Genomic DNA, 12,318 nt, shown 5'->3' on the forward strand with positions numbered 1-12,318 from the left:
GCCTAACTTCTGTACGCATTTAAATGCAAACAAAAAGCTAGGCTAATTCACTGACACCAAATAATGTTTAATTATTTGGTTTTCATAATATTTTTGATGATATTAGTGGTTGAAATACCATCTTCGAAATTCAGAACCATCACTTGCCCACCAGCAGCCCACACTTCCTTACTACCGGCAATCTCATCTGGCTGATAATCACCACCTTTTACTAAAATGTCAGGCAGAATTTCGGAGATCAAACGCTGAGGTGTATCTTCCTCGAATGGCACAACCCAATCCACGGCACCTAATGCGCCCAACACAATCATACGCTGGTCTAATGGATTAACTGGGCGAGTTTCGCCTTTCAAGCGACGAGTCGATGCATCGCTGTTTACCGCAACAATCAGGCGATCACCCAATTTACGTGCATTTGCCAAATAGGAAACATGTCCTGCATGCAGAATATCGAAACAGCCATTGGTCATCACTACGCGCTCACCGCGAGCACGCGCATCGGCTACGGCTTGCTTAAGCTGGCTTTCGGTCATTACGCCGAAACCATTCTCTGCGCGACCACGGATCGCATTTTCTAATTCAATAGGGGAAACCGTTGAAGTCCCTAATTTACCAACCACAACACCCGCCGCTGCATTCGCTAATGCACAAGCTTCATGCAATGGACGACCTGATGCAATTGATGCCGCCAATACGCCAATGACCGTATCGCCAGCCCCTGTCACATCAAAGACTTCCTGTGCTTCAGTCGGTAAATGTAGAGGTGCCTCATTGCGACGGATCAAGCTCATCCCTTGCTCTGAGCGAGTAATCAACAGTGCTGATAACTCTAAAGACTCAAGAAGCTGCATCCCTTTTTCTTCAACATCTTTATTATCCTTGCAGCGACCCACTATCGCTTCAAATTCAGACATATTTGGCGTTAACAGGGTCGCTCCGCGATAACGTTCGAAGTTGTTGCCTTTCGGGTCGATAAGAACAGGCACGCCTGCTTTATTCGCCAGCGCAATCATCTTCTCAACTTCGGTTAATGCACCTTTCGCATAGTCAGACAGCACCAATGCGCCAATATGTGGCAGAGCTTGTTCGATGCGCTCTAACATTGGCTGTGCATCCACATTTTCGAACCCTTCTTCAAAGTCGAGGCGGATCAGCTGCTGGTTACGGGATAAAACACGTAACTTAGTAATGGTTGGATGCGTTGGAATTGCTACAAAATCACAGCGCACATTCACGCCATTCAGGTTCTCGGTCAGCGCTTTTGCCGCATCATCAATCCCTGTTAAACCCACTAAGCGAGAATTTGCACCGAGTGACGCAATGTTCATTGCCACGTTTGCAGCGCCACCTGGGCGCTCTTCCACCATGGTCACTTTAACAACCGGAACCGGCGCTTCAGGTGAAATGCGATTCGTAGGTCCATGCCAGTAGCGATCTAACATGACATCACCAACAACCAATACACCTGCTTGCTTATAATCAGGAAGGGTTACTTTCATCCCGCACTCCAGTTATGAAAAGAAAATCTGAAATTAATTGCCGCTAATACTAGCATACTGCGCGATATCGCCTAAATAATTTGCTAGCTAATCAATTACTCAAGCCATTTTTTCCAGCTAGATAGCACCAAGGCTCGTTGAGTCGCAAATTGCTGGCTATCCACCCGGCTTGGTAAAGATTGTAGCGCTAAATGATGTAGTTCGTTACGCATCGTGACATACGCTTGTGTTAAGCCATACGCCTCTTCTTCTGGCATAAAATCATACTGTGCCATTAACTCAAAAATACGCACATTATCAGACCAGCGAGTCAGCGCTGGGTTATCAATAGCAAAACGCAGCACTAAGTATTGAGCAATAAATTCAATGTCAGTGATCCCGCCCGGATCCGCTTTTAAATCAAACTCGTTTTCCTGATGGCTTCCCAAATGCCGATGCATTTTCAGGCGCATATCCCGCACCTGCTCACGCAGCACATCTGGCTCTCTCGGCAAACATAAGGTTTCATGACGAATTTGCGTGAATTTTTGTTGTAGAGAATTATCACCAAATACCATACGAGCACGGATCAGCGCTTGGTGTTCCCATGTCCACGCATCATTTTTTTGGTAGTCATCGAAAGATTGAATTGTGCTGACCAACATGCCCGATTCACCAGAAGGTCTTAGGCGCGCATCCACTTCGTACAATACCCCCGAAGCCGTGCGGGTGCTAAAAAGATGAATAATACGCTGCGCAACACGCAGATAAAATTGGCGAGCCTCGATGGAACGATCCCCTGTTGTCACCGCATTCATCGGGCAGTCAAACAGAAAAACCAAATCCAAATCTGAGCTATAACCCAACTCCCAGCCGCCTAATTTTCCATAACCCAGTACCGCAAATCCGTACTGTTTTTCATCAAACTGCGCTAAGTGATCTGGCTCACCATAACGCTTGACCATCATTTGCCATGCTTGGCGTACCACCGCATCAATAATCGCTTCAGCCAAATACGTTAAGTGGTCACTCACTTTCATCACAGGGAGTACCCCAGAGATATCCTCCGCGGCAATGCGTAATAATTGTGCCTGTTTAAATTGGCGGAGTGCTTCTAATAGCTGCTCTTCGTCATCTTCAGGTACACGCATTAAATATTGGCGTAATTCATCACGGTAAGCGGTGAGCGGTAATGGCTGATACAAGGATTGCGGGTCGAGTAATTCATCCAACAAAAGTGGATGGCGGGCTAACTGCTCAGCAATCATTGGTGAAGCCGCACACAAACGAATAACGTGAGTCAGCACTTCGTCAAATTCGAGCATAAGCTCTAAATAAGTTGTTCGGCTAACAATGCTCAGCAGTAATGGCGTGATGCGCTCAATCACTCTCCCTGCATCTTCGCGCTCACCCACTTTAGCCAACAATTTTGGCATTAATTCATCAAGAACATCACGTCCACGAGGACCGATAGTGCGCTTATTAAGATCATGGCGGAATAGGTTAATTCCGTGGATCATTTTTTCTGCGACGAGTTCATCTTTTGACGGTAAATAACTTGCCAGCTCCTCTTTGGAAAGCTCGCTTTGCCAGAGCGTAATATATGCTTCATGGCACTCTTCTACTTGGTCTTCCTCATCATCGCTACCAATTTGTTCTGCGAAGATTTGGTGTACCGTGGCCATTTTCGTACTCAGTTGCTGATAAAAATCAGCCCAGTTTGCAAACCCCATCCCCCACGCTAAACGCGCCTGGTTTAAAGCATCATCGGGTAATGTTTGGGTTTGTTGGTCATCGATACTTTGCAATAAATTCTCTAACCGACGCAGGAAGATATAGCTGTCTTGCAGTTGAGTGACTTGCTGCGCAGGTAATAATGCAAGTTCTTCAATGCCTTGCAATGCCGTAAATAAAGATTGTGACTGTAATGCAGGTTCTCGCCCACCTCGGATCAACTGAAAAACTTGGGAGATAAACTCAATTTCACGAATGCCTCCTGCGCCTAATTTGATGTTGTTGACCAATCCACGGCGGCGGACTTCCCGCTCAATCATGTTTTTCATATTACGTAGGGATTGGATGACGCTGAAATCAATATAGCGACGGTAGACAAACGGGCGCAATAATTTACGCAACGTATCCGCATAGTGGACGCTGTCAGGCCCCATGATACGGGCTTTGACCATAGCATAGCGTTCCCAGTCACGCCCTTGTTCTTGGTAGTAATCTTCCAAAGCAGAAAAACTGAAGACCAATGGACCGCTATCGCCAAATGGGCGTAAACGCATATCAACGCGATACACGAAACCGTGAATGGTGACTTGGTCAAGAACGCGGATAAGCTTCTGACCTAAGCGCGTAAAAAACTGCGCGTTATCCAGCTCTTTACGTCCGCCTTGAGTAACCCCATTTTCGGGATAAGCAAAAATCAGGTCGATATCAGAAGAAAAATTTAATTCTCTACCACCCAGTTTCCCCATTCCAAGTACTAATAGTGGCTGCGGATTTCCCGCACGATCACACGGCGTTCCCCACAAGAGGCAATAGGTTTTGTATAGCCAGTCTCGCGCCGCAACAATCAATACCTCAGCCAATTCGCTCAGTTGCACAATGGTATCGCGCTGAGTACATAATTCTAAGGTTTGCATCCAAGCGATACGCACTAACATATGATGACGAAAAGTGCGTAAAACTTGCATCAAATAGTCTTCATCCGTCACCGATGCTAGCGCTTCTTCCAGCCATTCCCCATAGCGAGCCCATTCATCGCCTACTGGCGGCAGTGTTCGAATATGCTGTAAAAATCGGGAATGGGTGAGAACCTGTTTCAACGCAAAATCACTGAATGACAGGAAATTCAGTTCAGATTCATTTAACGGAAGCAACTCAGAAGATTGCTCCGTAAACTGCTGAATAATACGTTGGTGTTGGTTCTGCAAAAGCTTGGAAGAAAGCGGCATAGATTCAGTACCTATTCGACATCGGTATATGTTAAGGCGGTTAACCACTGAATAAAGGCTAGTTTGCATTTTAGCCATTGACTACTGTAACAAAAACCTTCTGCGCTGACCGTCTCGTCAGTCACATCCAAACGTAATTGTTCCAGAGGGAGATCATGAACAAAATGCGGTGCAGAGTTTTGGTAATGCACTAAGAAAGCCTGAACAAAGCGTAAGAATTCACTGAGCCCATGACGCGCGTGTTCACCATCCGCTAGCCAATACTGTTCATGCTGCTGGCAAAGTTGCTGCATGTGCAATAGTGATTTTTCAATAGGTTGTTCTTCATAATCAAACACAGACTCAGGACGGACTAAAGGTACTGGCTCATTCGCCAATAATGAGTAGCCTCGCGCCGCTTTACTCAGGGAGGATAGATTCAGGCCATCGATATCTGCGAATTTCTTCGCTAAATTCAGTACATCCGCCACAAAGCCTTGTTTTAGTTCCAGTTCAAATTCTTGAATCGGTAAATCTTTCGCACCTGCAGAGACTTCCCCTTGGTCGAAGACAATTTCAATTTCACTATCTTCGAATTTCACCAACCATGTTTCACGAGTGAAATTGGTGCTAAACAAAACTTCCAACTCATCCTCGAGTTGAGCAATATCCGTTCCTTCTGGCCAGATTTCTGCTGGAAATGCCGCGAGATTGATTTCAGGGGAATCAATTTCCACGTTGAACTCTGGACGCTGGTGTAATCCGCTAATCACTTGCCCAGCCGTTTTCATCGTCATCTCATAACGACCATCACAGCCCCGAATGCGCAATCCCATATCCCATTGGCGTAGCTGTCTTTGTGCCGTATCAAAATAGATATTAGTCAGCTTGCGAGGGGCCGAATGTTGCGGTGAAAGCGTCGAAATACACTGGCGAACAGCATCAATAGCAGAACTCTGAGCCGCTAACTTGAGTTCAACTTCTATGTGGTTCATACATTTCCTTATTTAATAATTTTACTCCATCCATATTACCCCAATCCCTGAGAGCAGAGAAAAGAAACCGCACGGAAACCAAAAATTCTACAAACATAAATTCCCTTAGAGGGTTGTTTCAATAAAATGCTTAAAAATTGTATTATCCAGTGACTTAGGAAGGTTCTCATTCTCATTCAACATTTACACAACTCTATGCTTTAACGTTTGCACCAATAGGCTTTACTTATTAGTATTTAATTAATAAGACACTCATTCACCGTGAAAAGATAAAAACACTATGCGAAAAATTCCACTTTTACTTGTTTCAATCATGGGGTTAGGCCTTTCAATCACAGCAAACGCTGAAACACGCTACGTTTCTGAAGATTTATCGACTTATGTCCGTAGTGGTCCGGGCACCAACTACCGCATTGTTGGCTCTCTAAACGCAGGTGAATCCGTTGAACTGATTTCAGTGGATAATAAATTTGCTCAGATTAAAGATGGCAAAGGTCGCACCGTTTGGTTACCAACGGATCAGCTCAGCGACATCCCAAGTATGAAAAGCCGAATTCCACAGTTAGAAGCTGAAAATCAAAAGCTTCGTCAACAGTTAGATAACATTGATAATACTTGGAATACCCGCACCGCGGACATGCAGCAAAAAGTGGCTGATAATGATAGCGAAGTGCGTCAACTTAAAGCAGAAAATGAAAAACTGAAAAACGAGCTTATCAAAGCGGGTAAAAAGTTAGACATTGCTGAAGTGAATCTGGATGATCGCCGTCGTGAGTTAATTTTACAGTGGTTTATGTATGGTGGTGGTGTGGCGGGTGCTGGATTAATTTTAGGGTTACTTCTCCCTCACATTATTCCACGCCGTAAAAAACGTAATGATGGTTGGATGTAAGAGAGCCTAAATGAAAGTCTATCTCGTCGGTGGAGCGGTACGTGACAAATTACTTGGATTACCCATCTCGGATAGAGATTATGTGGTGGTGGGTACCACGCCAGAGGCGATGCTAGCCCAAGGCTTTCAACAGGTAGGCAAAGATTTCCCTGTCTTTTTACATCCAAAGACTCACGAAGAGTATGCCCTTGCCAGAACTGAACGAAAAATCGGTTCTGGCTATACAGGATTTAGCTGTTATAGCGCGCCAGACGTCACCATCGAGGATGACTTACTGCGCCGAGATTTGACCATCAACGCCATCGCACAAAGTGATACGGGGGAGCTGGTCGACCCTCATCATGGTGTGCGAGATCTCAAAAATCGCGTTCTGCGCCATGTCTCTGATGCTTTTTTGGAAGATCCGTTGCGCGTATTGCGTGTGGCACGTTTTGCCGCTCGCTATTATGAACAAGGCTTTCGAATTGCCCCAGAAACTATGGCGTTGATGCAATCCATGTCGGAATCGGGAGAGCTATCCCATCTCACCCCTGAGCGTGTCTGGACAGAAACGCACAAAGCATTGATGTCCAATTCACCGCAAGTTTACTTTGAAGTTTTACGTGAATGCGACGCACTTGCCGTCCTATTTCCTGAAATTGATAACCTCTTCGGCGTACCAGCTCCGGAGAAATGGCATCCAGAAGTGGACACTGGGATCCATATTTTGATGGTAATGCGCGTGGTGGCAACATTATCGAAAGATATTGATGTGCGTTTTGCTGCGTTATGTCATGACTTAGGTAAAGGTCTTACGCCAAAAGCGGTCTGGCCGAGTCATCCACAGCATGGGGAAGCAGGGATCCCCCTGATCATCGATTTATGCGAGCGATACAGGATCCCAACCAGCACCAAAGATCTCGCCTGCCTTGCTGCAAAATATCACGATATGATCCATGTGATTAACAAGCTCAACGCTGCCGATATTGTGGGGATCTTTGATGGATTAGATAGCTGGCGTAAACCTGAGCGTATTTTTCAGCTTAGTTTAGTGAGTGAAGCTGATGCCAGAGGTCGCGGCGGGTTAGAAAACCAAGCCTATCCTCAAGGAATATTTTTACGCCAATCCTATGAGATAGCCAAAGCGGTTGCCGTAAAATCGATTATCGAGCAGGGCTTCCAAGGCGCACAAATCCGAGAGGAACTAACTAAACAGCGTGTTCAAGCTGTTGAAGAGTGGCTAAAAATACAAAAAGTGATGATTTAAAATAGCTGAAAATATTGGCGGCACATAGACCGCCAACATTCACGAGGCAATCCCCATTAGCTGGTTTTCGTACCACGTTCAATCAACACGCCCATATTAGCAGCACGAGCTACAGCCCCTGGCTTAGATACTCGGATACGCACCCAAGGCGTTAAAAATTCATTCAGTAGAAGTTGAGCAACCTCTTCCGCAACTCGCTCAACTAATCCAAACTTGTTCTGTTCTAAATAGCTAACAATGCGTTCGCTGACATCGGCATAATTCAAACATAATTCAACATTATCGCTCATCGCGGCCTGTTTATTGTCCCATCCCATTTCGATATCGAGCAAAAGTTTTTGTTCAATACCTTGTTCCCAGTCATATACACCAATAGTGGTGATGACTGATAATTGTTCAATAAATACGATATCCATCACGTCATTTTCTCGTTTATGTGCTGAATTGATACCACTTCAGGAAAAATGTGCGTATTATCCAAGACTGAAGTGAATTACATATAAATAGCCTAAACCGTTTTTGGAGTTAGTTATGAGTGCTATCGCGCTTGGCATGATAATCTTCGCCTATCTTTGCGGATCAATATCGAGTGCTATTTTGATCTGCCGTCTGGCAAGATTACCCGACCCTCGTCAACACGGCTCTGGTAACCCCGGTGCAACTAACGTCTTACGCGTCGGCGGCAAAGTCGCCGCTGCCTCAGTACTGATCTGTGACGTACTGAAAGGGATGATCCCTGTATGGCTTGCTTATTATTTAAATGTGCAACCATTCTATCTTGGCTTGGTCGCGATTGCAGCCTGCCTTGGGCATATTTATCCAGTTTTCTTCCACTTTAAAGGTGGAAAAGGCGTTGCTACCGCATTTGGATCCATCGCAGCAATCGGCTGGGATCTTTCGGGACTGGTAGCAGGCACTTGGCTGCTCACCGTATTGCTCAGTGGCTACTCATCCCTTGGAGCGATTGTCAGCGCACTAATGGCACCATTTTATGTGTGGTGGTTTAAGCCTGAATTCACCTTCCCGGTTGCTATGCTGTCGTGCTTAGTGCTTGTTCGCCATCATGGCAATATTCAGCGTCTATGGCGCGGACAAGAAAGTCGAATTTGGCAGAAATTGAAAAATAAAAAGCAAAAAACCACCAAAGAGATAGCTCAAGAGCAACGTGAGGATAACGACGATTAGCTTCCTTCACGAATCACTCTTCTAATAAGTCATTACTTTGATAAACAATAAGGGCTGAATTTCAGCCTTTTTTGTTTCCATTATCTTCCCTTTCTCTTCAATCGCATCCTTCTATACCATCAAAAACTTTCCCTATTTTTTACTACATTGACTCACACTCACCTCACTCATTTTGGTACGTACTTACACTTATTCGCAACGCAGCGCACACTTTTAAAAAATAGTTAAAATATTGCAAATTTATTACTAATGAATAATTAAAAGCTGTCGACTATATAAAGGAAAACTTAACTATAAAAGTGAATATAAAATGAGCAGAACTCCATATGTAACTCAAAATGAACATATCTTAGATGAAGATATCACCTTGATGACCACAAGCGACCTTCAAGGGAATATTATTCACGCTAATGATTTCTTTGTGCAGGTCAGTGGGTATGATCTCAATGAATTAATGGGACAGCCTCACAGTATTATTCGTCATCCTGATATGCCAAAAGCCGCCTTTGCGGATATGTGGCGTACCTTAAAAATGGGAGAGCCGTGGACTGGGATCGTCAAGAACCGCCGTAAAAATGGTGACCATTACTGGGTTCGTGCCAATATCATCCCTATGCAGCGAAAAGGTGTCATCACCGGTTATATGTCCATTCGCCTACGCGCCACCCGAGAAGAAATCGCCGCCGTTGAGCCGCTGTATAAAGCCCTAGTCGAAAATCGCAGCAATCGCCGAATTTATAAGGGGATCGTGCTGCCAAAACGCCGTCGATTCTCACTTTCAACCCTGTCTGTTCGCTGGCGTTGCCGTTTAATTTCCAGCAGCTTATTTGTTTTGTGGATGGCGATGGCAGGTTTATCGGGTCTCTCCGGTAATGCACTACTACTAACCAGCTTATTCACTTTAATAACCCTGCTACTCGGCAATGTAATGCTAGAGCGCAGTTTTGCGAAGCCGCTCGAAAATATTATGTCTCAGGCATTAAGCGTCGCGCGAGGTAACCGTAATAGCATTGACCACATGAGCCGCGTTGATGAAATTGGGCAGATCCTGCGCTCCATTGGTCAGCTGGGCTTAGTGTGTCGTTGGCTAATTAACGATGTCTCTGAGCAAGTGGATAACGTTCGTAAAGGCAGCCAATCGTTAGTGAGCGATTGTGGTGAACTCGATAGCCATACACAGCGTACCGTAGGCTATATGCAGCAAACCGCCGCCACCATGAACCAAATGGCAGTCTCCGTTAAGATGAATGCAGACAATACCCATAAAGCCGATGTGCTATCGAATGAAACCAGTGAAACAGCGGTGAATGGCGGTGCAATGATGGATGCGGTGGTCATCACTATGGACGAAATCGTACACAGCACCAGTAAAATCAATTCGATCACCGATGTGATTAAAGATATTGCATTCCAAACCAATATTTTGGCGCTAAATGCCGCCGTAGAAGCCGCTAGAGCGGGTGAACAAGGCAAAGGTTTTGCCGTCGTCGCCAATGAAGTTCGTAGCTTAGCAAGCCGCAGCGCCAGTGCAGTGAACGATATTCGCGAGCTTATCAATAACTGTGAGAAGAAAGTGAGTTCCGGTAAAGACCAAGTCTACGCGGCGGGGAACACGATGAAAGAAATCGTGGATCAAGTGCAAAACGTAACGCAGCTGATTACCCATATTAGCCATGCTACAACGGAGCAAGCTTCTGGGATTTCGGATATCACACAAGCCGTCAGTGAATTGGAGTCCATCACTCAACAAAGTAGCTTACTCGTTGAGCAGAGCACCGAGACCGCGAATCACGTTAAAGATCGTTCCATTCGCTTAGAGGATGCAGTGACTATCTTGCACTAAAAACGTCTTGCACTAAGCACGTTTTACCATAAAACAGGGGGCTAACGTAATACGCTAGCCCCCTGTTTTCATTATGTTTTAAACATAATAATTTATTTAACAGCACCTTCATCTAACGGTGGCAGCTCTGCAAGCGGCCAGCGAGGACGAACGGTCACGCCTAAATCTGCATTTGCTCCGCCTTTTAAGCGAATTAAGCCCGCGAGAGCAATCATTGCGCCATTGTCTGTGCAAAACTCAGGGCGCGCATAAAATGCTTCGCCGCCACGCTGCTTCAAAACTTCTTCCATTTTGGCGCGTAAAGTACGGTTAGCACTCACGCCACCGGCCATCACTAAACGTTTAAAGCCCGTTTGCTCAAGCGCGCGCTTACATTTAATGGCGAGTGTATCCACAACTGCATCTTCGAAAGCACGGGCGATATCAGCGCGAGTTTGAGGATCATCTGGGTTATCACGAATCGTATTTGCCGCAAAAGTTTTCAAGCCAGAAAAACTAAAATCTAACCCCGGACGGTCAGTCATCGGGCGAGGGAAAACAAAACGCCCTGCTACACCTTGCTGCGCCATACGAGACAACACGGGGCCACCCGGATAATCTAAACCAAGTAACTTCGCCGTTTTATCAAATGCTTCGCCTGCCGCATCATCGATGGATTCGCCAAGAAGTTCGTATTCACCAATGCCCGTCACGCTAATTAGCTGGGTATGACCACCAGACACTAACAGCGCCACAAATGGGAATTCAGGGCTTTTTTCTTCCAGCATTGGGGCGAGCAAATGCCCTTCCATATGATGCACAGCAACCGCAGGTACATCCCACGCAAATGCCAGTGCACGACCCACTGTCGCTCCCACCATCAATGCACCCACTAAACCGGGGCCTGCGGTGTACGCAACAGCATCGATGTCTTCACGGGTTAAATTGGCTTCTTTGAGCGCCGCTTGAATTAGCGGTACTGTTTTGCGGATATGATCACGAGAGGCTAATTCGGGTACAACACCGCCGTAATCAGCATGAACTTTAATTTGGCTATATAACTGGTTCGCGAGTAAACCCAGTTTATCATCATAGATTGCGATTCCGGTTTCATCGCAAGATGTTTCGATACCTAAAACACGCATTGCACTACCCTTGTTTGTTGCATGGGGGCAAGTCTACCACTAAATTTGCGTCATCGCGCCTAAATTTGCGTCATTGCACAATAAAATGTCATGAAACCCCACAATTAATCCCAGCAAAAGGCTGACTTTCCAAGTTGTATAGTCTATAATCAGACCCCTGTAATAAAAATTTCGTGTGGCAAATTCTCATTATTATCTGGTTTTTCTCACTTTATTGAATAAAGTTGAGGTGAAACAGGTGATCTTGCGTGATTCAATTTTATACGGCACTTTACAAACCCGTACTCATTGAAGTAAAATTCCGCACCATTTTAAATGACGGCTGGTGAACAAAAACCAGCAACAAACCGATTTCTATTGAGGTGAGAGGCACATGCCGGTAATTAAAGTACGTGAAAACGAGCCATTCGACGTAGCACTGCGTCGTTTCAAACGTTCTTGTGAAAAAGCAGGAGTTTTAGCAGAAGTTCGTCGTCGTGAATTCTATGAAAAACCAACGACTGAACGTAAACGCGCTAAAGCATCAGCTGTAAAGCGTCACGCTAAAAAACTGGCTCGCGAAAACGCACGCCGTACTCGTCTGTACTAATTGATTGCGATTTTAATCGCAGCCAAT

10 protein-coding genes are annotated in these 12,318 nt (G+C 45.4%); 5 read left to right on the forward strand and 5 right to left on the reverse strand.

Going from position 1 to position 12,318, the window contains the following annotated elements; all coding sequences use genetic code 11:
• Positions 1-71: 71 nt before the first annotated feature.
• The 3 genes from hldE to ACIH2S_RS15775 all read right to left on the reverse strand — a co-directional run bounded on the left by hldE (position 72) and on the right by ACIH2S_RS15775 (position 5,412).
• Positions 72-1,499, reverse strand: coding sequence for a bifunctional D-glycero-beta-D-manno-heptose-7-phosphate kinase/D-glycero-beta-D-manno-heptose 1-phosphate adenylyltransferase HldE (hldE, locus tag ACIH2S_RS15765; RefSeq protein ID WP_036956264.1), 1,428 nt, complete (start codon positions 1,497-1,499; stop codon positions 72-74).
• Between the two features lie 95 nt (positions 1,500-1,594).
• Positions 1,595-4,438, reverse strand: coding sequence for a bifunctional [glutamate--ammonia ligase]-adenylyl-L-tyrosine phosphorylase/[glutamate--ammonia-ligase] adenylyltransferase (gene glnE / locus ACIH2S_RS15770; protein WP_349488027.1), 2,844 nt, complete (start codon positions 4,436-4,438; stop codon positions 1,595-1,597).
• Positions 4,439-4,449: 11 nt separating this feature from the next.
• Positions 4,450-5,412 (reverse strand): inorganic triphosphatase, encoded by a 963-nt coding sequence (locus tag ACIH2S_RS15775; protein ID WP_036956262.1) that lies wholly within the window; start codon positions 5,410-5,412, stop codon positions 4,450-4,452.
• 280 nt (positions 5,413-5,692) lie between these two features.
• On the opposite strand from ACIH2S_RS15775, the gene ACIH2S_RS15780 reads away from it, so the two are divergent.
• Positions 5,693-6,304: a TIGR04211 family SH3 domain-containing protein gene (locus ACIH2S_RS15780; RefSeq protein WP_036956260.1), complete on the forward strand. Its 612-nt coding sequence runs from the start codon at positions 5,693-5,695 to the stop codon at positions 6,302-6,304.
• Between the two features lie 10 nt (positions 6,305-6,314).
• Positions 6,315-7,550 carry a multifunctional CCA addition/repair protein gene (locus ACIH2S_RS15785; RefSeq protein ID WP_036956258.1) on the forward strand — a complete coding sequence of 412 codons (1,236 nt, stop codon included), beginning with the start codon at positions 6,315-6,317 and terminating at the stop codon, positions 7,548-7,550.
• A gap of 56 nt (positions 7,551-7,606) precedes the next feature.
• Here the strand turns inward: ACIH2S_RS15785 and folB are convergent, their stop codons facing one another.
• Entirely contained in the window at positions 7,607-7,966 is a 360-nt protein-coding gene (folB, locus tag ACIH2S_RS15790) for a bifunctional dihydroneopterin aldolase/7,8-dihydroneopterin epimerase (protein ID WP_036956257.1), read from the reverse strand.
• A gap of 115 nt (positions 7,967-8,081) precedes the next feature.
• Between folB and plsY the strand changes: the two genes are divergently transcribed.
• Together plsY and ACIH2S_RS15800 are read left to right on the forward strand one after the other, a co-directional pair.
• Entirely contained in the window at positions 8,082-8,735 is a 654-nt protein-coding gene (gene plsY / locus ACIH2S_RS15795; protein ID WP_036956256.1) for a glycerol-3-phosphate 1-O-acyltransferase PlsY, read from the forward strand.
• Between the two features lie 310 nt (positions 8,736-9,045).
• Positions 9,046-10,578, forward strand: coding sequence for a methyl-accepting chemotaxis protein (locus ACIH2S_RS15800; RefSeq protein WP_349488028.1), 1,533 nt, complete (start codon positions 9,046-9,048; stop codon positions 10,576-10,578).
• Positions 10,579-10,670: 92 nt separating this feature from the next.
• On the opposite strand, the gene tsaD is transcribed toward ACIH2S_RS15800, so the two are convergent.
• A complete protein-coding gene (gene tsaD, locus ACIH2S_RS15805) occupies positions 10,671-11,702 on the reverse strand; it encodes a tRNA (adenosine(37)-N6)-threonylcarbamoyltransferase complex transferase subunit TsaD (RefSeq protein ID WP_036956254.1) in 1,032 nt (343 codons plus the stop codon).
• Positions 11,703-12,075: 373 nt separating this feature from the next.
• On the opposite strand from tsaD, the gene rpsU reads away from it, so the two are divergent.
• Complete coding sequence (gene rpsU, locus ACIH2S_RS15810; protein WP_001144069.1) at positions 12,076-12,291, forward strand: 30S ribosomal protein S21; 216 nt, start codon at positions 12,076-12,078, stop codon at positions 12,289-12,291.
• The last annotated feature ends 27 nt before the right edge of the window (positions 12,292-12,318 follow it).

It is taken from the genome of Providencia lanzhouensis, assembly GCF_050469745.1.
GTDB lineage: Bacteria > Pseudomonadota > Gammaproteobacteria > Enterobacterales > Enterobacteriaceae > Providencia > Providencia lanzhouensis.

Excerpts from the sequence above, each read along its gene's own strand:
- folB (WP_036956257.1), bottom strand. The coding sequence starts at position 7,966 with ATGGATATCGTATTTATTGAACAATTATCAGTCATCACCACTATTGGT.
- tsaD (WP_036956254.1), bottom strand. The coding sequence starts at position 11,702 with ATGCGTGTTTTAGGTATCGAAACATCTTGCGATGAAACCGGAATCGCA.
- glnE (WP_349488027.1), bottom strand. The coding sequence starts at position 4,438 with ATGCCGCTTTCTTCCAAGCTTTTGCAGAACCAACACCAACGTATTATT.
- hldE (WP_036956264.1), bottom strand. The coding sequence starts at position 1,499 with ATGAAAGTAACCCTTCCTGATTATAAGCAAGCAGGTGTATTGGTTGTT.
- plsY (WP_036956256.1), top strand. The coding sequence starts at position 8,082 with ATGAGTGCTATCGCGCTTGGCATGATAATCTTCGCCTATCTTTGCGGA.
- ACIH2S_RS15800 (WP_349488028.1), top strand. The coding sequence starts at position 9,046 with ATGAGCAGAACTCCATATGTAACTCAAAATGAACATATCTTAGATGAA.
- rpsU (WP_001144069.1), top strand. The coding sequence starts at position 12,076 with ATGCCGGTAATTAAAGTACGTGAAAACGAGCCATTCGACGTAGCACTG.
- ACIH2S_RS15785 (WP_036956258.1), top strand. The coding sequence starts at position 6,315 with ATGAAAGTCTATCTCGTCGGTGGAGCGGTACGTGACAAATTACTTGGA.
- ACIH2S_RS15780 (WP_036956260.1), top strand. The coding sequence starts at position 5,693 with ATGCGAAAAATTCCACTTTTACTTGTTTCAATCATGGGGTTAGGCCTT.
- ACIH2S_RS15775 (WP_036956262.1), bottom strand. The coding sequence starts at position 5,412 with ATGAACCACATAGAAGTTGAACTCAAGTTAGCGGCTCAGAGTTCTGCT.